Origin of the sequence: Permianibacter fluminis, from assembly GCF_013179735.1 — a bacterium.
Lineage (GTDB): Bacteria > Pseudomonadota > Gammaproteobacteria > Enterobacterales > Permianibacteraceae > Permianibacter > Permianibacter fluminis.
In genome coordinates this window covers 767,518-790,725 of record NZ_JABMEG010000001.1, presented here as the reverse complement: position 1 = coordinate 790,725, position 23,208 = coordinate 767,518, and the positions used below count along the sequence as shown (strand labels likewise).

At 59.1% G+C, this 23,208-nt stretch carries 24 protein-coding genes; 1 reads left to right on the top strand and 23 read right to left on the bottom strand.

The features are described from left to right. Positions 1-4: 4 nt before the first annotated feature. From HPT27_RS03440 to HPT27_RS03430, 3 genes are all read right to left on the bottom strand, one after another. A complete protein-coding gene (locus HPT27_RS03440; protein WP_172238981.1) occupies positions 5-982 on the bottom strand; it encodes a hypothetical protein in 978 nt (325 codons plus the stop codon). Between the two features lie 200 nt (positions 983-1,182). After that, on the bottom strand, positions 1,183-1,599 hold the full coding sequence (locus HPT27_RS03435) for a DUF423 domain-containing protein (RefSeq protein ID WP_172238978.1): 417 nt from the start codon (positions 1,597-1,599) through the stop codon (positions 1,183-1,185). An 84-nt stretch (positions 1,600-1,683) separates the two neighbouring features. Beyond that, on the bottom strand, positions 1,684-2,598 hold the full coding sequence (locus HPT27_RS03430) for a lysophospholipid acyltransferase family protein (protein ID WP_172238975.1): 915 nt from the start codon (positions 2,596-2,598) through the stop codon (positions 1,684-1,686). 343 nt (positions 2,599-2,941) lie between these two features. Here HPT27_RS03430 and cysK point away from each other — a divergent pair, with 343 nt between their 5' ends. Then, positions 2,942-3,907 carry a cysteine synthase A gene (gene cysK / locus HPT27_RS03425; RefSeq protein ID WP_172238972.1) on the top strand — a complete coding sequence of 322 codons (966 nt, stop codon included), beginning with the start codon at positions 2,942-2,944 and terminating at the stop codon, positions 3,905-3,907. A 179-nt stretch (positions 3,908-4,086) separates the two neighbouring features. On the opposite strand, the gene HPT27_RS03420 is transcribed toward cysK, so the two are convergent. The 20 genes from HPT27_RS03420 to rsmG form a co-directional block, all read right to left on the bottom strand. Continuing rightward, positions 4,087-5,031, bottom strand: a complete 945-nt coding sequence (locus HPT27_RS03420) for a TraB/GumN family protein (RefSeq protein WP_172238969.1) — start codon at positions 5,029-5,031, stop codon at positions 4,087-4,089. A 115-nt stretch (positions 5,032-5,146) separates the two neighbouring features. Further along, on the bottom strand, positions 5,147-5,836 hold the full coding sequence (locus HPT27_RS03415) for a thiol:disulfide interchange protein DsbA/DsbL (RefSeq protein ID WP_172238966.1): 690 nt from the start codon (positions 5,834-5,836) through the stop codon (positions 5,147-5,149). A 96-nt stretch (positions 5,837-5,932) separates the two neighbouring features. After that, positions 5,933-7,771 (bottom strand): glutamine--fructose-6-phosphate transaminase (isomerizing), encoded by a 1,839-nt coding sequence (glmS, locus tag HPT27_RS03410; protein ID WP_172238963.1) that lies wholly within the window; start codon positions 7,769-7,771, stop codon positions 5,933-5,935. A 167-nt stretch (positions 7,772-7,938) separates the two neighbouring features. Continuing rightward, on the bottom strand, positions 7,939-9,306 hold the full coding sequence (gene glmU / locus HPT27_RS03405; protein ID WP_172245049.1) for a bifunctional UDP-N-acetylglucosamine diphosphorylase/glucosamine-1-phosphate N-acetyltransferase GlmU: 1,368 nt from the start codon (positions 9,304-9,306) through the stop codon (positions 7,939-7,941). A gap of 278 nt (positions 9,307-9,584) precedes the next feature. Beyond that, the gene (locus HPT27_RS03400; protein ID WP_172238960.1) at positions 9,585-10,013 is read right to left on the bottom strand and encodes a F0F1 ATP synthase subunit epsilon; all 429 of its coding nucleotides are present in this window, start codon (positions 10,011-10,013) and stop codon (positions 9,585-9,587) included. Between the two features lie 11 nt (positions 10,014-10,024). Continuing rightward, positions 10,025-11,425, bottom strand: coding sequence for a F0F1 ATP synthase subunit beta (atpD, locus tag HPT27_RS03395; protein ID WP_172238957.1), 1,401 nt, complete (start codon positions 11,423-11,425; stop codon positions 10,025-10,027). 61 nt (positions 11,426-11,486) lie between these two features. Further along, positions 11,487-12,350 carry a F0F1 ATP synthase subunit gamma gene (gene atpG / locus HPT27_RS03390; RefSeq protein WP_172238954.1) on the bottom strand — a complete coding sequence of 288 codons (864 nt, stop codon included), beginning with the start codon at positions 12,348-12,350 and terminating at the stop codon, positions 11,487-11,489. 87 nt (positions 12,351-12,437) lie between these two features. Continuing rightward, positions 12,438-13,979 (bottom strand): F0F1 ATP synthase subunit alpha, encoded by a 1,542-nt coding sequence (gene atpA, locus HPT27_RS03385; RefSeq protein ID WP_172245047.1) that lies wholly within the window; start codon positions 13,977-13,979, stop codon positions 12,438-12,440. 21 nt (positions 13,980-14,000) lie between these two features. Continuing rightward, on the bottom strand, positions 14,001-14,537 hold the full coding sequence (locus HPT27_RS03380; RefSeq protein ID WP_172238951.1) for a F0F1 ATP synthase subunit delta: 537 nt from the start codon (positions 14,535-14,537) through the stop codon (positions 14,001-14,003). 75 nt (positions 14,538-14,612) lie between these two features. Continuing rightward, positions 14,613-15,083 carry a F0F1 ATP synthase subunit B gene (locus HPT27_RS03375; RefSeq protein WP_172238948.1) on the bottom strand — a complete coding sequence of 157 codons (471 nt, stop codon included), beginning with the start codon at positions 15,081-15,083 and terminating at the stop codon, positions 14,613-14,615. A 51-nt stretch (positions 15,084-15,134) separates the two neighbouring features. After that, on the bottom strand, positions 15,135-15,374 hold the full coding sequence (gene atpE, locus HPT27_RS03370; protein WP_172238945.1) for a F0F1 ATP synthase subunit C: 240 nt from the start codon (positions 15,372-15,374) through the stop codon (positions 15,135-15,137). A gap of 88 nt (positions 15,375-15,462) precedes the next feature. After that, positions 15,463-16,308, bottom strand: coding sequence for a F0F1 ATP synthase subunit A (atpB, locus tag HPT27_RS03365; RefSeq protein WP_211197835.1), 846 nt, complete (start codon positions 16,306-16,308; stop codon positions 15,463-15,465). Between the two features lie 8 nt (positions 16,309-16,316). After that, the gene (locus HPT27_RS03360; RefSeq protein ID WP_172238939.1) at positions 16,317-16,739 is read right to left on the bottom strand and encodes an ATP synthase subunit I; all 423 of its coding nucleotides are present in this window, start codon (positions 16,737-16,739) and stop codon (positions 16,317-16,319) included. 238 nt (positions 16,740-16,977) lie between these two features. After that, a complete protein-coding gene (locus HPT27_RS03355) occupies positions 16,978-17,880 on the bottom strand; it encodes a 5'-nucleotidase (RefSeq protein ID WP_172238936.1) in 903 nt (300 codons plus the stop codon). 40 nt (positions 17,881-17,920) lie between these two features. Then, positions 17,921-18,202 carry a hypothetical protein gene (locus HPT27_RS03350; protein ID WP_172238933.1) on the bottom strand — a complete coding sequence of 94 codons (282 nt, stop codon included), beginning with the start codon at positions 18,200-18,202 and terminating at the stop codon, positions 17,921-17,923. A gap of 12 nt (positions 18,203-18,214) precedes the next feature. After that, a complete protein-coding gene (locus HPT27_RS03345; RefSeq protein ID WP_172238930.1) occupies positions 18,215-19,471 on the bottom strand; it encodes a dicarboxylate/amino acid:cation symporter in 1,257 nt (418 codons plus the stop codon). A gap of 183 nt (positions 19,472-19,654) precedes the next feature. Then, positions 19,655-20,548 carry a ParB/RepB/Spo0J family partition protein gene (locus tag HPT27_RS03340; protein ID WP_172238927.1) on the bottom strand — a complete coding sequence of 298 codons (894 nt, stop codon included), beginning with the start codon at positions 20,546-20,548 and terminating at the stop codon, positions 19,655-19,657. Between the two features lie 119 nt (positions 20,549-20,667). Then, positions 20,668-21,459, bottom strand: coding sequence for a ParA family protein (locus HPT27_RS03335; protein ID WP_172245045.1), 792 nt, complete (start codon positions 21,457-21,459; stop codon positions 20,668-20,670). 175 nt (positions 21,460-21,634) lie between these two features. Continuing rightward, on the bottom strand, positions 21,635-22,543 hold the full coding sequence (locus HPT27_RS03330; protein WP_172238924.1) for a DUF6929 family protein: 909 nt from the start codon (positions 22,541-22,543) through the stop codon (positions 21,635-21,637). A gap of 18 nt (positions 22,544-22,561) precedes the next feature. Beyond that, positions 22,562-23,167 (bottom strand): 16S rRNA (guanine(527)-N(7))-methyltransferase RsmG, encoded by a 606-nt coding sequence (rsmG, locus tag HPT27_RS03325; RefSeq protein ID WP_172238921.1) that lies wholly within the window; start codon positions 23,165-23,167, stop codon positions 22,562-22,564. Positions 23,168-23,208 lie beyond the last annotated feature (41 nt).

Here is a 23,208-nt window from a genome sequence, read left to right as displayed (position 1 = left end):
AACTTCAAAGCTGTTTCTTGCATTCAAAATCTCGCAACGCTTTTAATACGGATGGCAGACTTTCGGAAAGTCTGGTGCGGAGAGCTTTGCGCTCTTCTTCACGCTCAAACCCTTCCAATTTCGAAATATCAAGAAAGCTGTCGACATCCATTCGCCGCTGAAATTCTTCCTCCTGTACTTCAATGTACTCGCCACCATCGGAGACGTTTTCCGAAAGCAATGCAATGGCTGACTGAACTACCGAAGCATCTTTTAACCAGCATCTCTTGCGAGTAAACTCGCTAGCGGTGAACGGAAGCATGCGAAACGCCCGGATGGGATCTCGCAGTCTTGATATCCACTCCACTTTAATATCGGTTGATTCACGAATGTCGGCTTCCGTTGCTCTTGAATTCGTCAATTCCAAGGCTAGCTGAACCATAAACCATTCATTGTTTTTATACTTGGCCCGATAGCTTCTCAGCAGCTTTAGCTTTTCTTGCTTGGCAGAGCTACTAACGAAACTTCCTTCTGGATAAAATTCCAGTGAAGATCCGAGCGAGTCGATATAGCGCCGAGCGACTGCCAAGTCGTCAGGTTGCTGCTCGAATAATTTTTGCATTTGCTGATTAAACTTGCGCATATAACCAAGACTGAGCTCCCTGAAATCATCTGGTGACTGCTGAAAGAGATCGCCTGAGTGCGCAAGCCAAGAGTAAGTGTCGGCCATCGTCAATGCGAGCTCGGTCTGTCGTGCCTGCTCGAACGTGCAGCCAGCCATGGCCTCCCCCATATCGCGCAACCTGACCAGATCTTCAAGTCGATAAATCCCTTTCGCCTCCCGCTCTTCCTTTAATTGCTTCAGGGCGGCGAATTGTTCATGACAACCAACATCTGAAGCTTGCGCAGCAACACCTATGTAACAGAAAAGACCTAACACAAGCGTCATTCCCGGAATCGCCGCCATGTGCCTCGTGAGTGGCCATTTGCCAGTTCTTTTCATGATTGCCATTCACTCCTTCTGTCCACAAAATTAAGAAAATAAACGGGTGAATGGAGATGTCAGAGCCCATCAAGTCTTTTCTTGATGGCGGTCTTGCAAATTGCCGCTAGCAGGGCTCGCAAGCGACAAAGCTGTAGTAGCCATCATCCTATCGGGCAAGCCCAATCCCCCCTTTGCAGGCGAGGGGTGGGGATGAAAATTTAACGCACGCTATGAAACGCCCGCCATGCCAGCCACAGCCAGCCGACAATCATCAGGCCGCCACCGAGTGGCGCGAAATGCGTCAGCCACTTCAAATCGGTGATGCTGAACAGAAACAGTGACGAGCTGAACACCGCGGCGCCGATGGCAATCAAGGAGCCGGCGCGTTCGGCCTGCAGTTGTGACCAGCGCTGTTCGGCCAGCGCAATCAGCATCAGCGCCAGACCGTGGTAGGCCAGATAGTCATGACCGATTTCAAACACTTCGGCGGTGTTGTACTGACTGAGAACGGCTTTCAGCGCGTGCGCGCCCATGCTGCCGAGCAGCACGCTGATGCCGGCGTACACCACGCCAATCAGGAACAGGCGCGGCATTCGCGGCGAGTCGGGCGCGGCGTTCGGTTGTGAACTGTTCAAGTGCGAGTATCCGGCTTGCTGTGAGGTGATAGGATCCGGTGCGGTGAACGCGGCGCGATTCGGTTTGATTCAGTTCAGGCCGATTCAATAAGGTCGCGGCTCGCCGTCCGGTCGGGTCCGGAAGCGTTTGTAATTCCACAGAAACTGCTCCGGAAATTCGCGGATCAGATTGGCCAGTGCAGCGTTCAGCGCGGTGGCGCTGGTGATGTCGTCAGCATCGGCGGGCACGTCCGGGCCGGGCCGGAAGTGCAGCCGGAAACCGGCGGCATTCGGCAGGCGTTCTGCGCAGGTGATCAGCACGGTGGCGCCGGTGCGCTGGGCCAGTTTTGGCACCAGGTTGCCGGTGTAGGCGGTCTGGTCAAAGAACGGCGCAAACACGCCAACACCTTTGCTCGGCTCGTGATCGCTGAGCGCGTAAATGCAGCGACCGGCTTTCAGCTCTTTCAGCAGCTGTTTCACGCCACTTTGATCGGCCGGCACCATGGACACCGGCAGCCGTTCGCGGCTTTTGGTGATCACGTCATCAAGCGCCGGCATTTTCGGCGGTCGGTACAGCCCGGTCATCTGGGTGCGGGCGGCGATCCAGGTTGCCATCACTTCCCAGTTGCCCATGTGCGGACCGGCGATGATGAGCCCTTTGCCGCGCGCGACGGCGTCGTGAAAGAGCTGCTCACCGGTCACTTCAACGATCAGCGCCCGTACCCGCTCAATCGGCCACAGCCAAGCCACACCGCCTTCCATCGAGACCATGCCGAGATTGCGCAGGCAGTTGCGCACCAGCTGCTCTTGTTGGTCCGCGCTCAGCTCCGGCAGGCAGCGGGCGATATTGATGCGGGCGACCCGCCGGTTGGTGTTGTTGGTGTGATACAGCAGCCAGCCAATGGCACGGCCGACGCGCTGGGCACCGGCCAGCGACAGCGCCGCCGTCAGCCGGATCAGCTGCAGCGATGTCCAGGTTTTCAACGCCATGTAGCGGTTTTTGCGACGGCGACGACTCACGGTTGACGACTCACTCTGACGACCCACTCCGGCTCATGCCGATCCAGTCCATGCCGAACCAGTCCATTCCGGTCCAGTACCTGCCAATGGCCTTCCTGCCCACTCGGCCCCGCTCTGTGCGGCACGGTCCGGCAATCAAGGCCCGACAGTTTAGCGGATACGCCGGCAAAGCCCGAGCCGTTCCCCGCGCACGGGCCAAATCGAGCTGGGACAAGGCATGTGCCGGCGCGCTATAAGAATATGGCGGCCGAGTCTTTGCCGCCGGCCAGCGCCAGCGCGACCATGGCGTCATCATTACAGGGCGGCTACACAGGGCAGCCGCGCCCGGTTCAGGAGAACTCAAATGGCTACGTTCAATGACAACTCGCTCAGCATCGGCAACACCCCGTTGGTGCGGCTGGCCCGGCTGACCAATGCCAAGGTTTACGCCAAGCTGGAAAGCCGCAACCCGGCGTTTTCGGTCAAGTGCCGGATTGGCGCCGCGATGATCTGGGATGCGGAGAAGAAGGGCCTGCTGACCGCCGGCAAGGAAATCATTGAAGCGACCTCCGGCAACACCGGCATCGCGCTGGCCTTTGTCGCGGCGGCCCGCGGTTATGGCCTGACCCTGACCATGCCGGCCAGCATGAGTCTGGAGCGGCGCAAATTGTTGAAAGCGCTTGGCGCCAAGCTGGTGCTGACCGACCCGGCCAAAGGCATGCGCGGTGCGGTCGACAAGGTGACTGAACTGGTCAATGAAAATCCGGGCAAGTATTTTGAAGTGAAGCAGTTTGAAAATCCGGCCAACCCGCAGATTCATTACGACACCACCGGGCCGGAAATCTGGAAAGATACCAATGGCGAGATCGACGTATTTGTTGCCGGCGTCGGCACCGGCGGCACCCTGACCGGCGTCTCGCGTTATATCAAACTGAAAGAAGGCAAAAAGATCACGACGGTCGCGGTCGAGCCGGCGGTATCGCCGCTGATTTCGCAAACCCGCGCTGGCGAAGCGCTGAAACCGGCACCGCACAAGATTCAGGGCATTGGCGCCAACTTTGTCCCGAAGAATCTGGATCTGGAAATGGTCGATCAGGTCGAGACCGTCAGCAACGAAGAAGCGATCGAAGCCGCGCGCCAATTGATGTTGAAGGAAGGCATTCTGGCCGGCATCTCCTGCGGTGCCGCCTTGGTCGCAGCGCTGCGGGTGGCCGAGCAACCGCAGCACAAGGGCAAGACTATCGTCGTGGTGTTGCCGGACTCCGGCGAACGCTATTTGTCGACAGCATTGTTCGAGGGCATTTTCACCGAGCAGGAATTGGTGCAATAGTCGTTCGTAACCGCTCAACAACAAATCGCCTGCAACTGACCAATAGCATTCTGTTAACAAATCGCGCTTGCTCTCCCCTCCTTGACAAGGAGGGGATCAAAAATGCGCTCCCGATCTTTGCATTTCGCTGAGCTGCTTTTTGGCGGGCAGTTGCGCTCCCCCTCTTCAGCTATTGCAGCTCACCGCTCAATGCGAGTCACCGTGTAGCCCTGCTGGCGCAGCAACGCGACGATGGACTTGTCGCCGATCAAATGGGCCGCGCCGACCGCAACAAACAGCCGGGTCTTCGGCTGCGTTTTGATGCGCTGGAGCAAGCGCTTGGTCATGACCTGATTGCGATCATCGAGCAGGGCTTTGCTGAGCTTGTCATTCAGCGCCTTGTTGTCGCCTTCGAATGCTTCCAGCAGTTGTTGCACATCGGCTTCATCGCCGCGCAAATATGCCGTAGTCAGTTGCTCGACCATGTCATCGCCGGTCTTTCTGGCTTTGGCGAGCGCGTCCAGTGCTTCCTTGAGCAGGGCGAGCTGCTCAGTCTGACTCAATCGATCAAAGATGATCAGCTGTTCTTCCAGTTGCTCCAGACCTTCATTGGTTTTACCTTCGGCTTCGGCGCGCTGGGCCAACTGAAAATCGAGCGCCGGCACGCCGGGATTTTTCAACTGGATTGGCAGCAGTGCCAGCTGGGTTGCCAAAGCCCATGGCTTCAAGCGATCAAACATCACCGGTCTCAATTGGCTGTTTATCGCTTTCAACTCGGTTTCCAGTTGCACGCGCAGCGCTGGCGTCAGTTGTGCCGACAGGCTTTGCGGCGCCGGCAGCAGGCTGGCTTGCGCCGCGGCCGCTTGCAGAGCCAGATCGAGTTTCAGTTCGGTCAGCACCAGCGTGCTGGCCTTGAATGCCGCCTCAACGGCCGGGTGCAATTGGGTCACCCGCGGATCAGGAATGTGGATCGTGCCGAACAGATAGGGCGCGGCGTCACGGTCGATACCGTTGCCTTCGACTCGCCACAGCAGCGGCGCGTTTTTTACCGCAAGGCTTTCGGCAGCGTGAACCGTCGGTGCTGCCGCGAACAGGCCACTCAGCAGCAGCAGGATTGGCAGTGAACGAAAACGAAGTGAGCTCATCGGTGAATTCCTGATTGCGGCCAGTTCAACTTCAATCATGCGCGCTGAAAAAGCACAGCAAAAAATCCTGCAAAAAGCAAAGCCCGCCGAAGCGGGCTGCCAACAACAAAACGGCTTAACGCAGCGGCAATTCCGTCAGTACCTTGTCCAGCGCCTCAGCGCTCTTGGCGGTACTGCCGTCGGTGAAATATTTGTCGTTGATGATAAAGCCGGGCACACCAGTCAGTTTGTACTTGGCAACAGCCTGCTTGGCCTGACCCATTTTCATGCTGACCGGGAACGAGTTCATGGTACTCAGCACGGTGTCGGCGGAGACGCCGAAGTTGGCGAAATACGCGGCCACTTCCTGTTCGTTTTTCGGCATCTTGCGTTCGAGATGAATCAGATCGAAAAACGGCTGGTGGATCTTGGCTTCGATGCCGAGCACTTCCGCGGTGTAGAACGCCTTGGCCAGTAAGTCACCCTGTTCGCCAAACATGCCAACCACGTGCATCCGGCGGAACTGGACGTTGGCCGGCTTCTTTGGCAGCCAGTCGGCCAGAAATCCTTCCATGGCCCGGCAATGCGGACAGGTGAAGGAGAAAAACTCCACCACTTCCGGTTGCTCGGTGCCACCAGCCGGATTGATCAGCTTGTATGGCAGATCCGGATTGTTCGCTTCTGCCTCGGCACGGCTCGACGACGGCGTGCTCTGCTCGGCGCTGCCACTTTCCTTGCCGGTGCGATCGTCATCCGGTTTGGCACAGCCCGCCAGCGCCAGTGTGGCGAGCAAAACCAGCAGCAGGGACCCAGTCTTGAATTGCATGCGCGTTCCTCGTGATGCCTGTTCTGTTTCGGTTTCGAATGGCCGTTATGGCTGCCGTCGTCGTTGCCGGTGCGCGCTGTCGATGCGCGCGCCGGTTTATTCCACGGTGACCGATTTGGCCAGATTGCGCGGCTTGTCGACATCGGTGCCACGCGCCAGCGCGGCATGATAGGCCAGCAACTGCACCGGAATCGAATGCACGATCGGGCTCAGTACGCCGGCATGGCGCGGCGTCCGGATCACGTGCACGCCTTCCGATTCGCTGAAGTGGCTGTCGAGATCGGCGAACACAAACAGTTCGCCGCCGCGGGCGCGCACTTCCTGCATGTTCGATTTCACTTTTTCCAGCAGCGTATCGTTCGGCGCGATCACCACCACTGGCATGCTCTCATCAACCAATGCCAGCGGACCGTGTTTCAGCTCGCCGGCGGCGTAGGCTTCGGCATGGATATAGGTGATCTCTTTCAGCTTCAGCGCCCCTTCCATCGCGATGGGGTAGTGCAGGCCGCGGCCGAGGAACAGCGCATGGTGCTTGGGAGCAAATTTATCCGACCAGATCGCGATTTGCGGCTCCAGATTGAGCGCGTGTTGAACGCTGCCCGGCAGGTGCCGCAGCGCATCGAGATGCTGGGCCACTTGTTCATCACTGATGCGACCGCGCATTTTTGCCAGCGTCACGGTCAGGGTGAACAACGCGACCAATTGGGTTGTGAACGCCTTGGTCGAGGCGACGCCGATTTCGGCACCGGCGCGGGTATAGAACACCAGCGCTGAACTGCGCGGCAACGCCGATTCGCGAACATTGCAAATCGACAGGGTTTTGTTGCAACCGAGCGACTTGGCAAACTTCAGTGCTTCCATCGTGTCCAGGGTTTCACCGGACTGCGAAATGGTGACAACCAGATGCTTCGGATTGGCTGCGACATCGCGGTAGCGGTATTCGCTGGCGATTTCAACCTGGCAGGGAAGACCGGCGATCGATTCGATCCAGTACCGCGCTACCGAACCGGCATAGAAGCTGGTGCCGCAGGCGATGATCTGGATGCCTTCGATGTCGCTGAAAATTTTTGCCGCATCGGCGCCGAACAACTCCGGGACAAAGCCCTGTTCCAGCACTTGCTCGATGGTGTCGGACAGCGCTTTCGGTTGCTCGTGAATTTCTTTCTGCATGAAATGGCTGTAAGGGCCGAGTTCCAGCGAGGCCAGCGAGACATCGGACAGATGCTGGGTGCGCTCGATGGCAACGCCATTCTTGTCCCAAATCTTGATGCTGTCGCGAGTCAGATTGGCGACATCGCCTTCTTCCAGGTAGATCACTTTGCGGGTGGACGACAGCACGGCCGAGACATCCGAGGCGACAAAATTCTCGCCTTCACCAACGCCGATCAGCAGCGGGCAACCCATGCGGGCAACGACCAATTGATCCGGCTTGTCCATCGCGATGACGGCAATCGCATAAGCACCGACCAGCTCTTTCACTGCCGATTTCACCGCTACCAACAGATCACGCGCCGGATCCTTGGCCCGGGTGTAGTGGTGATGCACCAGATGGGCAATGACTTCAGTGTCGGTTTGCGAGGTAAACATGTAGCCGAGCCGCTTCAGCTCGTCACGTTTCTCATCGTGATTTTCGATGATGCCGTTGTGCACCACGGCAATCAGACCAGCCGAGACATGCGGATGCGCATTCGGTTCGGTCACGCCGCCGTGAGTCGCCCAGCGGGTGTGGCCAATGCCGAGCAAGCCGGTCAGATTGATTTCCTTGGCGGCGTTTTCCATTTCAGCGACGCGGCCGACCCGGCGCACGCGCTTGATCTCTTTGTCCAGCACAGCTATACCGGCCGAGTCATAGCCACGGTATTCCAGCCGCTTCAGACCATCGACCAACATCGGGACCACGTTACGCTGCGCGATTGCGCCAACAATTCCGCACATCTTTGCATTACCTCGTTTGCCGAACCGCGCTCCGTGCGATTCGTGATGCCGTCTCGATCAGGAGACCGCTACTGTCCGGCGCGGGAGCTAAACGCCGGCTGAATCCATGTCATATTCTGCGGGCTGCCGCGACAACCTGCCGGCAACACGCTGTTTCTACAAAAGACTTAAACCGGTTTCTTCTTCCGCGGCCGTTGCCAGCCGCTGATTTCGGTTTGCTTGGTCCGTGAGATCACCAGGGCGTCAGGGCTGACATCCTTGGTGACGGTGGTGCCGGCGCCTATCGTTGCTCCTTTGCCGATCCGTACCGGCGCGACCAATTGCGTATCGGAGCCGACGAACACATCGTCTTCGAGCACAGTCAGGTGTTTGTTGGCGCCGTCGTAATTGCAGGTAATCGTCCCGGCGCCGACATTGCAGTCGCGACCGATTTCGGCATCACCAATGTAGGCGAGGTGATTGGCTTTGGAGCCTACGCCGATTTTTGCTTTCTTCACTTCGACAAAATTGCCGATATGGACGTTGTCAGCAAGCTCGGCGCCCGGCCGCAAGCGCGCAAACGGCCCGATGATGGCACCATCACCGACCACCGCGCCTTCGAGCACCGAATTCGGCTGCACCGTAACGTTCTTGCCTAGCACGCAATCGGTGATCACGCAGTTGGCGCCGATCTCGCTGCCGCTGCCGATTTCGACGGAGCCCTGAAGCACGACGTTGATATCGAGAATGACGTCCTGGGCAATTTTCACCACGCCGCGAACATCGAGCCGGGCCGGATCACGCAATGTGACGCCGGCGGTCATCAATTCTTCCGCGACTCGGCGCTGATAGCGACGTTCGAGATCAGCCAGTTGCAGCCGGTTGTTGACGCCTTCGACTTCATCACGCGAAACCGGCTGATGGGTTTCAACGACGCCGCCTTCGGCGACGCACATCGCAATGATGTCGGTCAGGTAATATTCTTTCTGGGCATTGTTGTTGCCGAGATTGGCCAGCCAGCGGCGCAAATCCTTGCCGGCGCAGCAGAGAATGCCGGTGTTCACTTCGCCTATTTTTTTCTGCTCGTCGCTGGCATCTTTCTGCTCAACAATCGCTGTGACTTTTCCAGCAGCGCGAACAATGCGGCCGTAACCGGTCGGGTCGGGCAGATTTACCGTCAACAAACCGATGCCGTTTTGCGGTTGTTTGGTCAGCAAGGCCTGCAGCGTTTCGCTGCGAGTCAGTGGCACATCGCCGTACAGAATCAACACGCGGTGGTCGTCAGGCACATTCGGTATCGCCTGTTGCACGGCGTGGCCGGTGCCGAGTTGCTGCGCTTGCAGCACCCATTGAATCTGCGGATCGGTAATCGCGGCGCGCACTTGATCGCCACCGTGGCCGTAAATCAGGTGAATCGCCTTGGCGTTCAAACCATGGGCGTTATCGATGACATGCTGAACCAGCGGCTTGCCAGCCAGGGCGTGCAGAACCTTGGGCATGGCAGATTTCATCCGGGTGCCTTGACCGGCAGCGAGGATGATGACGGAGAGATCCATTCCGGTGCGACTCATGGGAACACGCCAGGGCAGGCGCTGAGGGCGCTATTGTACGGGCTCCAAGGGCTGGCGGGCAGGGGTGATCCGGTTCTGGCAGCAACGCGCCGATGGCGTCCTGGCGCCGACAAGCGGACGCTGGCAACCGGTCGCGGCAAAGCCTCGGCCAGCCACCCACATCACGCCAGCGAATTTCCGCCAACAAAAAAGGCAGCCGAGGCTGCCTTTTTTTTTGCAGATCGTACTGTTACCGGACGATCTCGCTCAGCAAACGACGCTGCTCAGCGCTTGGCCTGCTTGCGCAGCTTCTGGATGGCGGCGATTTGCGCCGCGGCTTCGGCGAGTTCCGAGGCGGCCCGGCCGTACTCGATTTCGCCTGTGCGATTTTCCAGCGCCACGCGGGCACGTTGCTGCGCTTGCTGGGCCGAAGCTTCGTCCAGATCGTGGGCGCGCACCGCGGTGTCGGCGAAAATCGTCACCAGACTCGGTTGCACTTCCAGCATGCCGCCGGAGACGTAGAAGAACTCTTCTTCGCCGCCCTGCAGCGTGATCTTGACCGTGCCCGGCTTCAGCGCAGTCAGCAGCGGGGCGTGATTGTAGAGAATACCCAGCTCGCCCTGCGAACCGTTCGCGACAATCAGCTCGACCAGCCCGGAAAAGAGCTGGCCTTCGGCGCTGACGATGTCCAGATGAATGCTCACTGCTGACATCACCTTACCCCTTACTTAGCGAGGGTCTTGGCCTTCTCGACGGCTTCGTCAATCGAGCCGACCATGTAGAACGCCTGCTCCGGCAGGTGATCGTATTCGCCGCTCAGGATGCCTTTGAAACCACGGATGGTTTCTTTCAGCGCGACGTACTTGCCCGGCGAGCCGGTGAACACTTCTGCAACGTGGAACGGTTGCGACAGGAAGCGCTGGATTTTACGGGCGCGCTGCACGACCAGTTTGTCTTCGGCCGACAGTTCGTCCATACCCAGAATCGCGATGATGTCTTTCAGTTCCTTGTAACGCTGCAGCACAGCCTGGACGCCGCGGGCGGTGTTGTAGTGCTCTTCGCCGATGACCAGCGGATCGAGCTGACGCGAGGTCGAGTCGAGCGGGTCCACGGCTGGGTAGATACCCAGTGCGGCGATTTGACGGCTCAACACGACCGTCGCATCCAAGTGCGAGAAGGTGGTGGCCGGCGACGGGTCGGTCAAGTCGTCCGCTGGCACGTAGACGGCCTGGATCGAGGTGATCGAACCCCACTTGGTCGAGGTGATGCGTTCTTGCAGCACGCCCATTTCTTCCGCCAGCGTCGGCTGGTAACCCACCGCCGACGGCATACGACCCAGCAGCGCCGAGACTTCGGTACCGGCAAGGGTGTAACGGTAAATGTTGTCGACGAACAGCAGCACGTCTTTGCCTTTGCCCGACGCGTCTTTCTCGTCACGGAAATGCTCGGCCATGGTCAGGCCGGTCAGCGCGACGCGCAGACGGTTACCCGGCGGCTCGTTCATCTGGCCGTAAACCAGCGCCACTTTGTCGAGAACGCCCGAGTCCTTCATTTCGTGGTAAAAGTCGTTACCTTCACGGGTACGCTCACCGACACCGGCGAACACCGACAGACCAGCGTGTTCTTTCGCGATGTTGTTGATCAATTCCATCATGTTGACGGTCTTGCCGACGCCGGCGCCGCCGAACAGACCGACCTTGCCGCCCTTGGCAAACGGGCACAGCAAGTCGATAACTTTGATACCGGTTTCGAGCAGTTCGTTGGCGCTCGATTGATCGGCATAGGTCGGGGCTTTGCGGTGAATCGGCATGCGCGCTTGTTCGCCAATCGGACCGGCTTCGTCGATCGGATTGCCGAGCACGTCCATGATGCGGCCCAGGGTTTCTTTGCCGACCGGCACCGACACCGGCTTGCCGGTGTTGCTGACTTTGATGCCGCGCTTGAGACCGTCGGACGAGCCCATCGCAATGGTACGGACCACGCCGTCACCCATTTGCTGTTGCACTTCCAGGGTCAGGCCCGAACCTTCCACGTGCAGCGCGTCGTACACCTGCGGGACGGCGTTGCGCGGAAATTCGACGTCGATAACCGCGCCGATAATTTGAACGATGTTGCCGTGGCTCATCTGACAATCCTCAATTTAAAAACTTTTTCCGCTTGGCTGTGCCGACTCAGCAATCGCTGAATCAAACCGCCGCCGCACCGCTGACGATTTCAGAAATTTCCTGAGTAATCGCTGCTTGACGGGCTTTGTTGTAAATCAGCTGCATTTCCGTGATCAGATCGCCGGCGTTGTCGGTTGCGGCCTTCATGGCCACCATCCGCGCCGCCTGTTCACAGGCAATGTTTTCGACCAGACCCTGATACACCTGCGACTCGACATAGCGCTTGAACAGCAAGTCGAGCAGCGGCTTGGCTTCCGGCTCGTAAATGTAATCCCAGCTGTGGTCCGGCTTTTCGTCGTCCGCTGTTGCCTGTACCGGCACCAGCTGCTCGACTGTCGGTTGCTGGGTCATGGTGTTGACGAAGGTGTTGTTGACCAGGAACACGCGATCCAGGCGGCCTTCATCGTAACCATCGAGCATGACTTTGACCGTGCCGATCAGATCGGCCAGGGTCGGTTTGTCACCCAGATGCGACACTTGCGACGCAACGTTGCCACCGATCCGGCGGAACAATTGCGTGGCCTTGGTGCCGATCAGGCAGAGCTCGACCTCAACGCCTTTATCGCTCCACTCTTTCATGCTGGTCAGTGCGCGCTTGAACAGGTTGACGTTCAAACCGCCGCACAGGCCGCGATCGGTGGAGACGATGATGTAACCGACGCGCTTGACGGTACGCGGGATCACATACGGATGCTGGTATTCCAGATTCGCATGCACCAGATGCCCGATCACCTTGCGGATCTTGCGCGCATAAGGACGGGTTGCCGCCATTCGTTCCTGCGCTCTGCGCATTTTCGAAGCGGCCACCATCTCCATGGCTTTGGTGATCTTCTGCGTGTTTTTCACGCTAGCGATCTTGGTGCGAATTTCTCTTGCGCCGGCCATCGTTTATCTCGAGAAAAGCTCTATGCCAAAAAAAGCGCTGCTCTGTTCAACGCGCCGCTTTTACCAAGCGGCGCGTCACACATCGACTTACCAGCTCGCGGTCTTCTTGAACTTGGTAATCGCTTCGGACAGTTGCTTCTCGATGTCCTTGTTGTAATCACAGCGGGCGTTGATGTCATCCACCAAGGCCGTGTAATCGCTCTTCATGAACGCCAACAAGTTCTTTTCGAAGCTGCCGATCTTGGCCAGTTCGACATCCTTCAGGAAGCCGTTTTCTGCCGCGAACAGCGAGATGGCCATGTCGGCAACCGACATCGGCGCGTATTGCAATTGCTTCATCAGCTCGGTGACGCGCTGACCGTGCTCAAGCTGAGCGCGGGTGGCTTCGTCCAGATCCGAAGCGAACTGCGAGAACGCCGCCAGTTCGCGGTACTGAGCCAGCGCCAGACGGATACCGCCGCCCAGCTTCTTGATGATCTTGGTCTGGGCGGCACCGCCGACGCGGGACACCGAGATACCGGCGTTGACGGCGGGACGGATACCGGCGTTGAACAGATCGGTTTCCAGGAAGATCTGACCGTCGGTGATCGAGATCACGTTGGTCGGAACGAACGCGGAGACGTCACCGGCCTGGGTTTCGATGATCGGCAGTGCGGTCAACGAACCGGTCTTGCCTTTGACGGCACCCTTGGTTTCTTTCTCGACGTACTCGGCGCTGACGCGGGCCGCACGTTCGAGCAGACGCGAGTGCAGATAGAACACGTCGCCCGGGTAGGCTTCACGGCCTGGCGGACGCTTCAGCAGCAACGAAATTTGACGGTAGGCCCAGGCTTGCTTGGTCAGATCGTCATAAACGATCAGCGCGTCTTCGCCGCGGTCACGGAAGAATTCGCCCATGGTGCAACCGGCAAACGGTGCCAGGAATTGCAGCGAGGCTGATTCCGAGGCCGGTGCGGCGACAACGATGGTGTGACCCAGCGCGCCGTGCTCTTCGAGCTTGCGGACGATGTTGGCAATGGTCGAGGCTTTCTGACCGATGGCAACATAGACGCACTTAATGCCGGTGCCTTTCTGGTTGATGATCGCGTCGATGGCCATCGCGGTTTTACCGGTCTGACGGTCGCCGATGATCAGCTCACGCTGGCCACGGCCAATCGGGATCATCGCGTCAATCGACTTGTAACCGGTTTGCACCGGCTGGTCGACCGACTTACGCCAGATCACGCCCGGCGCCACTTTTTCAATCGGTTCGTAACCGGCCTGGGCAATCGGGCCCTTGCCGTCGATCGGGTTGCCGAGCGCGTCAACAACGCGACCCAGCAGCGCTTCGCCGACCGGCACCTGCAGAATGCGACCGGTGCACTTGGCGGTCTGGCCTTCAGCCACGCCGCTGTAATCACCGAGAATAACGGCACCGACCGAGTCACGCTCGAGGTTCAGCGCCAGCGCATATTTGCTGCCCGGCAGTTCGATCATTTCGCCGTACATCGCGTCGGCGAGACCATGGATACGGACGATACCGTCCGACACCGATACCACGGTGCCTTCGTTGCGAGCTTCCGATTGCACCTTGAACTGGGCAATGCGGTTCTTGATCAGCTCGCTAACTTCGGAAGGGTTGAGTTGCATGCTCATGCTTCGGTTTCCTGATTAGGCTCGCAGGGTCTCGGCCAGACGATTCAATTTGCCGCGAACAGAGCCGTCGATCACAACATCGTTGCCGCGAATCACGACGCCACCAATCAGCGCCGCATCGACTTCGTAAGTTGCTACAACTGCTTTGTTCCACTTTTTGGCCAGCGCGTCGGTCAACGCCTTGCGCTCGCCGTCGGCGAGTACAGCCGCCGAGGTAATAACCACTTCTGCCGTCTTCTCGTGACGCGCTTTTTCCACTAGGAACAGCGCGCAGATTTCCGACAGCACCGACAGACGATCATTGTCTGCCAGCATTTCTACAAACGCCTTGCCGCCGTCAGGGAGTCGGCCTTCGCAGACGGCGAGGAGCGCCGCGAGGCGGGTCTCCTGGGGCACGCGCGGATTGTCGAGCAGGGCGTGCATTTCCGCGTCATTGACGGCATACGCCGCAAATTGCAGAAAGTCAGCCCAAGGCCCGAGCGCTTTCACAGCGAGCGCGTGCTCGAAAGCGGCTTTGGCGTAGGGACGTGCAACAGTGGTCAGTTCGCTCATGGCGGTGTGCATGTCTCGTAAAAAAACAACGTCAAGGTAAGGCAGCCTCGACTGGAGACTGCCTTGCTAACGACATTACAGTTCTTGCGCCAGCTGGTTAACCAGATCGCTGTGGGCTTTCGCATCGATCGAGCGCACGAGAATCTTCTCGGCACCGGCAACCGCCAGAGTGGCAACCTGGCTACGCAGGGCTTCTTTCGCCTGCTGCACCTGTTGTTCCACTTCCGACTTGGCGCTGGTGATGATGCGCTCGGCTTCTTTGCGGGCGTCACCGGCGGCAGCGTCAACGATTTCGGCGTGCTTCCGATTCGCCTTATCGACGATTTCAGAGGCCGATTCGCGCGCTTCGCGAATGATCTTGGTCGCTTCCTTCTGGGCAATCTCGATGTCGTGCTTGCCACGTTCTGCCGCTGCGAGGCCGTCAGCAATCTTCTGCCGGCGCTCGTCGATGGCTTTGATGATCGGCGGCCACACGAACTTCATCGTGAACCACGCGAACATCAGGAACGTGAATGTCTGCACTAGCAGGGTTGCATTCAGATTCACGGTTGATGCTTCCTCAGCAAATGTCGAGCAAGGTGCCCGGAAAGGCCGTTATTAGCCGCCGAACGGGTTGCCAACGAAGTACAGCGCCAGACCGACACCGATAATGAACGGGGCGTCAATCAGACCGGCCAGCAGGAACATTTTGGTTTGCAGCTGACCCATCAGCTCCGGCTGGCGAGCCGAGCTTTCCAGGAACTTCGAACCCATGATGGCGATGCCGATGCAAGCACCGATGGCGCCCAGACCGATGATGATGCCGCACGCAAGAGCCAGCAGACCGATGCTTTCCATTTGTGTTTCCTCGCTAAAGTGTTGGTGTTAACAAACTGAAACTGAAAAATTTACTGAATGAATGTGCTGCCAAACTCACTACTGCAAATCAGTGCGCGTCGTGCGCCTGACCGAGGTACACCAGGCTCAGCATCATGAAGATGTAAGCCTGCAGCACGACGATCAGGATGTGGAAAATGGCCCAGGCCATTTGCGCCACGGCGCTGCCCATGAAGCTGCCGAAACCGGCACCACCTTCCCACGGGAAAGCAATGGCACCGAGCAGGGCAATCAGCATGAACAACAATTCGCCGGCATACATGTTGCCGTACAACCGCAGGCCCAGTGACAGGGTCTTGGCGGCGTATTCAATCAATTGCATGGCCAGGTTGATCGGTGCCAGGAACCACTTGTCACCAAACGGTGCCGCGATCAGTTCATGGCTGAAGCCGCCAATGCCCTTGACCTTGATGCCGTAATACAGGGTCAGCAGGAACACCGCGAACGACATGCCCAAGGTGGCATTGATGTCGGCGGTCGGGACCACACGCATGTATTCAAAATGGAAAACGTTGTGGGCAATCCACGGGAACCAGTCGACCGGGAACAGGTCGAGCGAGTTCATGAAAATGATCCAGACGAAAATGGTCAGCGCCAACGGGGCGATGAACGAACGGTCACCATGGACAATCGACTTGGCCTGTTCGTCGACCATCTCGACCAGCATCTCGATGGCGCATTGCAGCCGGCCCGGGACACCGGTGGTGGCCTTGCGGGTGGCTTTCCACAGCATGAACAACGCCAGCAAACCGGCAAACCATGCCCAGAACACGGTATCCAGGTTGACCACCGAAAAGTCGACCTGCGACTGCTGATGGCCACTTTGCAGGTGATGCAAGTGGTGCTTGATGTATTCGCTGGCCGTCAGGCCGTGTTCGGTCGCTTGCTCGCTCATCTCTTGGCTCATTGCTTACCTGTGCGGGCGTTACCTGTTCGGGTGCGGTCAATTCCGGCCAGTACCAATGGAATCAGCCACAACCCTTGAAAGATGACGATGAATCCGGTCAACACATAGCCGGTCTGGGCTTTGAACTGCATCAGTGCGGCGGTCAACAGCAGCGCACTGGTCAGCCATTTCACGGCCTGGAACGCCCAGAGCCGGAACACAAACCGGGTTGCTTCCCGTGCGCCCATCGGCTGCAACAGCCGGCGGGCAACGAAATTTTGCGGTAACACAACCGCGATACCACCAACAAAGGTGGCCAGAGCTTCGGTGAACCCCACTGCAACGGCGATGGCTAGCGCCAACACCAAGGCCATGATGGCCATCGCGCCATGCACCCTGGCGACGAACGCTCGTCCGCGCTCGACCGGATGCAAAGTCATAGGCCAGTTCTCGCTTTATGTATAGGAAGATTCGGAGTCTGGAGTTCAGACCGCGGCAGAAAATGAGAAATATTCTCAACTAGCCCGCCGGCGACGCGCGGCATTATAAGGGCCAAAACCCGCTTTTACAACGCAGAAATGCAGCTAGTTCAAGCGCTTATACGCCAGTCTCGGGGTGGGAGCGCTACCAGATATTGTGGTGATTGGTGGCCGAAGCCACTAATCGCCACATCACGCTTCAGCCGCCATTGGCGATGCCGGCGCTGACATGGCCCGTTGGCACCACCGAAGCGGCGGAATCGCAGTGCCGGGTCTGATCATCGAAGAAGAAATCCGGGGCGAATTCGCGCAGGAAGGCGGCTTTGTCGAGGCCGCCAAGGAACATCGCCTCGTCAACCACGATATGCCAGTCCATCAGCGTCCGGATGGCGCGCTCATGGGCTGGCGCGCTGCGGGCAGTGACCAGCGCGGTGCGGATGCGCATCGGTGCGTCGGCGCTGGTTTGCTGCAGCTCGTGCAGCGCTTTGAGTAGCGGCTGGAACGGCCCCGGCGGCAGCGGCCGGCCTTTGTGATCGTGTTCATGACGCTGGAATTCCGGCAGGCCGTCGCGCTGGAAAACCCGTTCGGCTTCGTCGGAAAACAGCACGGCATCGCCGTCGAACGCGATGCGGATTTCGTGCGGATACTGCTCGGCGGCCTTGATCGACTGCGGATAGACGCGCGCGGCCGGAAAGCCGGCATTGAGCGCCGAGCGGACATCGTCTTCGTTGACCGACAGAAACAGATTGGCGTGCAGCGCGTTCAGGTAGCGGTAGGGCGGTGCGCCGCGGGTGAATACGCCGCGCTGCAATTCCAGACCGGCGCTGGTGGCCGAGCGGAACACCCGCAAACCCGACACCGGATCATTGCGCGACAGAATCACCACTTCGACCCGGTGCTGATCCTGCTGGTTGAACGCCAGCAGTTTCTTGACCAGCGGAAACGCGACACCGGGTCGCGCCGCCTGCTCCAGCCGCTGCAACTGCAATTGCATGTAGGCGCGGTCGTCGCTGGATTCGAACAGATGGTTTTCTTCTTCAAAATCAAACAGCGCCCGCGACGACACCGCGACCACCAATTTGCCATCCAGCGTTACGGCCATGTCGGTACGCTCACGTTGCTGCCGGCCTGCCCGGCACGGTTCAGGAAAAAACGAAAATGCCGATCAGCACCAGCAGCAACACGGCAATGCCAACCAGTTGCTGGCGCTGCGCCCGTTGCCGCTCGATTTGATCGGCCTGCAGGCCACTGAGCCAGGCCTGTTGATCGGCAACCGACTGGCGACTGTCAGCCAACCACTGTTCCAACTCCGGGTCCGCTTCGACCCCGTCAGGACGGGCACGGTAGGCTTGCTCAATCTCGTCGATCTTGGCCAGCATCTGCTGCTGGCTTTGGCGAATTTCCGCCAGTGAATCCGGCTTCATCAGCTCGCGTACTCAGCCTTGGCTACTGTCGTTGTCGGCCACCGGCTCGGTCAGTTCGCCTTCCCACTTCGCGACCACGGCGGTGGCAACCGAGTTGCCGACCACGTTGGTGGCCGAGCGCGCCATGTCGAGGAAATGATCGACGCCGAGGATCAGCAGCAAACCGGCTTCCGGAATATTGAATTGCGACAACGTCGCGGCAATGACCACCAGCGAGGCGCGCGGCACGCCGGCCATGCCTTTCGAGGTCAGCATCAGGATCAGCAGCATGGTGATTTGCGTGCCCAGTGACAACTCGATGCCATAGGCCTGCGAAATGAACACGGTCGCGAAGGTGCAGTACATCATCGAACCGTCCAGATTGAACGAATAGCCGACCGGCAACACGAACGAGGCAATGCGATTGCTGCAACCGAATTTTTCCAGCTGCGCCAGCGTTTTCGGGTAGGCCGCTTCACTGGAGGCGGTCGAGAACGCCAGGATCAGCGGCTCACGCACCATTTTGATCAAGCTGATTACCCGGCGACGCAGAAAGACCGCGCCGAGCGCCATCAAGGTCAGCCAGAGCAGCAGGATGCTCAGATAGAACTCGACCATGAAAGTGCCGATACCCGGCAGCGAGGTGCCGCCGCTTTTCGCCACGACCGCCGACACCGCCGCGAACACCGCCAGCGGCGACAGCCACATCACATAGCCGGTGACTTTCAGCATGACATGGGCGGCAATATCGATGCTTTCGACCAGCGCCTTGCCACGCTCACCGAGCGCCGCCAAACCGGCACCGAAGAACAGCGAGAAAACAACGATCTGCAGGATTTCGTTTTTTGCCATGCCGTCAAACACCGAGGCCGGCACCAGGTGGGTGACGAATTCCTTCAAAGTAAGATTGCCGCCAGAAATACCGGTTTGGGCAGCCGCATCAATAGTGACGTGGCCAAGCAGGGCATCGCCGGGCCGCAGCACATTGACCATGATGAGACCCAGTGTCAGCGACACCAGCGAGGCAAACACGAACCACAGCAGTGCTTTGCCGCCAACCCGGCCAACCGCCGCCAGATCGCCCATTTTGGCGACGCCGACCACCAGCGTGGTGAACACCAGTGGCGCGATGATCATTTTGATCAAGCGCAGGAACACGGTGGTAATCAAACCCATGCCATCGACAAAGCCAACGGTGTCCTCACCGAGCTCGGCATGCACGGCAAAACCAACCAGCAAACCCAGAAATAATCCGATGATGATGTAGAGCGTCAGACGGTTGGCTTTCATGCGCGGCGAATCCCTGTCTTTATCGAACGTGTTGTTGTCGCTTTCGGCTTTTTAGCCGGTGTAATGGTCGATCTTCCGGTCGAAGCGTTTGCCGTACGAATTGTCTTGCAGGAGCGGCCTTGGCCGCGATCGTTTGTTTGCAAAAAACAAATCGCGGCCAAGGCCGCTCCCACAACCGTGCGTTCACTCTTCGCTGACGACGCCAAGCTTGCCCAGCACGCCATCGAGTTGCTCCAGCGAGCTATAGCTGATCACCAGCTTGCCGGCGTGTTTGCTCGACTGCTCGAACCGGACCGGCGTGCCAAGCAATTCGGCCAATTGCCGTTCCAGCCGCGCGACATCGCTGGCGCCCTGTTTCGGCTTTTCGGCTTTTTCGTTGGCCGGTTGCAACAAGCGCCGCACCAGCTTTTCGGTATCGCGAACAGTCAATTCTTTCGCGGCGACTTCGCGGGCCGCTTCGACCTGCTGTTTCGGATCCAGCGAGAGCAGGGCACGGGCGTGGCCCATTTCGATGTCGCCGCGTTCGAGCAGGGTTTTCACTTCATTGTGCAAATGAAGCAGGCGCAGCAGGTTGGTCACTGACACGCGCGATTTGCCGACGGCGGTGGCCACTTGTTCCTGGGTCAATTGAAAATCGTGGATCAGCCGCTGCAGGCCCATCGCTTCTTCGATGCAGTTCAGATCTTCGCGCTGGATGTTTTCGATCAGTGCCATCGCAGCAGCGCCGTGTTCCGACACTTCCTTGACCAGGCAGGCGACCTGCATCAAGCCGGCTTTTTGCGAGGCGCGCCAGCGGCGCTCACCGGCGATGATTTCGTATTTGTTGTCGCCGATACGGCGCACGACGATCGGCTGGATCAGGCCCTGGGCCTTGATCGATTCAGCGAGCTCATTGAGCGCGTCTTCGGTCATCACCCGACGCGGTTGATAACGGCCCGGCTGCAGAAATTCGACCGGCAACTGTTTCAGTTCGCCGTCGGTTTCGGCCAAGGTTTTGCCTGTGCTGAGTGCCTGCGCGGTATTGGCGCCGATCAGCGCCGACAGGCCGGTACCGAGGCCGCGTTTTTTAACTGCCATGTTGTTGTCCCCAAAACGATCGGATCATCGCTGTGAATGCAGCGAAACCGGCGCCTCGCTCACAGGCGAGGTCGCCGCAGCGCCGGCCAGACTGGCCGGGCGAAATTACGGTGTGCGATTTATTGAACGGACATTTCCGAGAACGGCACGTTGTCGCGCCGTAGCACTTCACCGGCCAGGGTCAGATAGGCTTTCGCCCCCGCCGACAGCTTGTCGTAGATCAACGCTGGCACACCGTGCGACGGCGCTTCAGCGAGGCGGACATTACGCGGGATCACGGTGTTGTACAGCCGCTCACCGAAATGCTCCTGCAATTGCAGCGCGACATCGGTGGACAGATTGCTGCGCGGATCGAACATCGTGCGCAGCACGCCTTCGATATGCAGCTCCGGATTCAGTGCCGATTTGATTTGTTCGACGGTGTTCATCAGCGCCGAGATGCCTTCCAGCGCGTAGTACTCGCACTGCATCGGGATCAGTACCGAATCGGCGGCGACCAGCGCGTTGACGGTCAGCATGTTCAGACTGGGCGGGCAATCGATGTAGATGTAATCGTAATCATTGAGCAAATCGGCCAGCGCCAATTCCAGCCGGTGTTCACGCTGCTCGATTTCCAGCAGGTGCACTTCGGCGGCGGTCAGTTCCTGGTTGGCAGGGATCAGGTCATAGCCGGCGTTGGCGGCTTTGATGATGGCGCCGCGAGCGTTGATGTCGCCCATCAGCACGTCATAAATGGTGGCTTCGAGGCCATGCTTGTTGACGCCACTGCCCATGGTGGCGTTGCCCTGCGGATCCAGATCGATCAACAGCACCCGGCGATGGGTGGCCGCCAGACTGGCGGCGAGGTTGATGCTGGTGGTGGTCTTGCCGACGCCACCTTTCTGATTGGCTACTGCGATGATGCGACCCACGGAATGCTCCATAGCGAAATCCAGCGTTTTTGGCCGGGGCGATAGGGTAACGGATCTGTGGAACCCTGTTCCACGGAACAGATCGGTGTAATGCCTGTGGATAACTGGGTAAAAAGCCGATTTCGCTCACAAATTCGGCAGCTTGGCGATTTTCGCCCGGTTTTGTGAAATCTGTTCAGACCGGCAGCCGCACCGAAAACAATTCGGCTGCTATCCGGGCATCGTCCGGGTCGTTGACCAGCAACAGTTCCGGGCCGGATTTGCCGGACACGAAGGCCAGCCCTTCAATCTTCACCGGCTCGGCCAGCGGCCACCAGCCGATCAGACGGTGGCGCTCGTCGAACTGCGCCAACGCCGCGCCGACGCAAGGTCCGTCCTGGTAACGGTCGTCGGTCGCTTCGGCGATGGCGGTCGCCAGCCAGCCATTGGTCAGGGCCACGGCATCACTGACACTGGCGACCACGTCATTGAGGCTTGGCAGCGTCAGCGAGGTCAGGGTCAAGGCCGGCAGCGGCTTACTGGCGTCGAATAGCCAAGCCAACCAGGCCGCGAACTCGCAGGCGATCACGCAGCTGATCGGATGGATCCGGTTGCCGCGGCTGACAAAATGGATGCGGCCGGCTTTCAGGAACACCGCCTCGACATTCAGCTCTTCCAGCTTGCGGCTGGCCGCCGAATAGAACGGCCGCAGGGAGTAAGTGCTGACCACACCGGTCAGCGCACCGGATGCATCCAGCTCCAGCAAGGCGGCCTGCATGCGCTCTTCGGTCGAGCCGGAGCCGAAAGCGAGCAGCGCGCCATGCGGTTGAGCGGGGCTGGCCGGTACTGGCAAAAGCGCCTCCCAGTCCGGCTTTTGCCGCTTGCGGGCGGCCTTCTCGACCGGCAAACGACCCGGCAGCAGCCGCTGCAATTGGCCCGGGCGACTCGGCTCCGAGTAGCGAAAGGTCGCCATCGTGAGCTCATCGTCGGCGATAACATGCAGATAATCATCGATCGCGACCAAACCGCTGGCTGCGCTGAGTTGGCCGGTTTGGCCTTGCTCGGTCAGCACATCAAGCCGGCGCAGACGGGTTAGCGGCAACATGACAGGACTCCGAGCGATTTAACGACGAACGCGGACAAGGCAGCGCTCGGCTTGCAGGCCCGGCACCTGCAGCGGCAGCACTTCGGCCTGCAGCCCAGCCGGCAACTGGGCGATTTCCGCGGCAGCGCTCTGGCTTTTCATCGCCAGCCACTCGCCGCCGGGCGCCAGCAGGTGTCCGGTCAGGTCGAGAAACAGCTTGAGCTCGGCAAAGGCCCGGCTGGTGATCTGTTGATACTGGCCCTGATGCTGTTCGACCCGCGCTTGTACCGGCTCGATATTGTCGAGCTTCAGCTCATGCGCCATCTGCCGGATGAAACGGATTTTCTTGCCGTTGGAATCGAGCGCGGTGATCTGCACATCCGGCCGCAGAATCGCCAGCGGCAGCGCCGGAAAACCGGGACCGGTGCCGACATCCAGCAGCCGTGGTCCGGTGACGTAGGGCAGCAACGTCAACGAATCGAGGATGTGCAGCGTCAAGGCTTCATCCGGATCACGAATCGCGGTCAGGTTGAAGGCGCTGTTCCACTTCAGCAATTCATTGAGCAAATGCTGCAGCGGCGCGGCGGCCGTGCTCGGCAAGGACCAGAGGCTCAAGGCCTGATGCAGTTTTTGGTCGACCGTCATGTTCGGCAACAAGTTGTCAGGGCAGCGCGCATTGTCCAGCA

What these genes read in the sequence shown, in the direction of transcription:
- HPT27_RS03440 (WP_172238981.1), bottom strand. Translation starts at nt 982, where the DNA reads ATGAAAAGAACTGGCAAATGGCCACTCACGAGGCACATGGCGGCGATT.
- cysK (WP_172238972.1), top strand. Translation starts at nt 2,942, where the DNA reads ATGGCTACGTTCAATGACAACTCGCTCAGCATCGGCAACACCCCGTTG.
- HPT27_RS03420 (WP_172238969.1), bottom strand. Translation starts at nt 5,031, where the DNA reads ATGAGCTCACTTCGTTTTCGTTCACTGCCAATCCTGCTGCTGCTGAGT.
- HPT27_RS03415 (WP_172238966.1), bottom strand. Translation starts at nt 5,836, where the DNA reads ATGCAATTCAAGACTGGGTCCCTGCTGCTGGTTTTGCTCGCCACACTG.
- glmS (WP_172238963.1), bottom strand. Translation starts at nt 7,771, where the DNA reads ATGTGCGGAATTGTTGGCGCAATCGCGCAGCGTAACGTGGTCCCGATG.
- glmU (WP_172245049.1), bottom strand. Translation starts at nt 9,306, where the DNA reads ATGGATCTCTCCGTCATCATCCTCGCTGCCGGTCAAGGCACCCGGATG.
- HPT27_RS03400 (WP_172238960.1), bottom strand. Translation starts at nt 10,013, where the DNA reads ATGTCAGCAGTGAGCATTCATCTGGACATCGTCAGCGCCGAAGGCCAG.
- atpD (WP_172238957.1), bottom strand. Translation starts at nt 11,425, where the DNA reads ATGAGCCACGGCAACATCGTTCAAATTATCGGCGCGGTTATCGACGTC.
- atpG (WP_172238954.1), bottom strand. Translation starts at nt 12,350, where the DNA reads ATGGCCGGCGCAAGAGAAATTCGCACCAAGATCGCTAGCGTGAAAAAC.
- atpA (WP_172245047.1), bottom strand. Translation starts at nt 13,979, where the DNA reads ATGCAACTCAACCCTTCCGAAGTTAGCGAGCTGATCAAGAACCGCATT.
- HPT27_RS03380 (WP_172238951.1), bottom strand. Translation starts at nt 14,537, where the DNA reads ATGAGCGAACTGACCACTGTTGCACGTCCCTACGCCAAAGCCGCTTTC.
- atpE (WP_172238945.1), bottom strand. Translation starts at nt 15,374, where the DNA reads ATGGAAAGCATCGGTCTGCTGGCTCTTGCGTGCGGCATCATCATCGGT.
- atpB (WP_211197835.1), bottom strand. Translation starts at nt 16,308, where the DNA reads ATGAGCGAGCAAGCGACCGAACACGGCCTGACGGCCAGCGAATACATC.
- HPT27_RS03360 (WP_172238939.1), bottom strand. Translation starts at nt 16,739, where the DNA reads ATGACTTTGCATCCGGTCGAGCGCGGACGAGCGTTCGTCGCCAGGGTG.
- HPT27_RS03355 (WP_172238936.1), bottom strand. Translation starts at nt 17,880, where the DNA reads ATGGCCGTAACGCTGGATGGCAAATTGGTGGTCGCGGTGTCGTCGCGG.
- HPT27_RS03350 (WP_172238933.1), bottom strand. Translation starts at nt 18,202, where the DNA reads ATGAAGCCGGATTCACTGGCGGAAATTCGCCAAAGCCAGCAGCAGATG.
- HPT27_RS03345 (WP_172238930.1), bottom strand. Translation starts at nt 19,471, where the DNA reads ATGAAAGCCAACCGTCTGACGCTCTACATCATCATCGGATTATTTCTG.
- HPT27_RS03340 (WP_172238927.1), bottom strand. Translation starts at nt 20,548, where the DNA reads ATGGCAGTTAAAAAACGCGGCCTCGGTACCGGCCTGTCGGCGCTGATC.
- HPT27_RS03330 (WP_172238924.1), bottom strand. Translation starts at nt 22,543, where the DNA reads ATGTTGCCGCTAACCCGTCTGCGCCGGCTTGATGTGCTGACCGAGCAA.
- rsmG (WP_172238921.1), bottom strand. Translation starts at nt 23,167, where the DNA reads ATGACGGTCGACCAAAAACTGCATCAGGCCTTGAGCCTCTGGTCCTTG.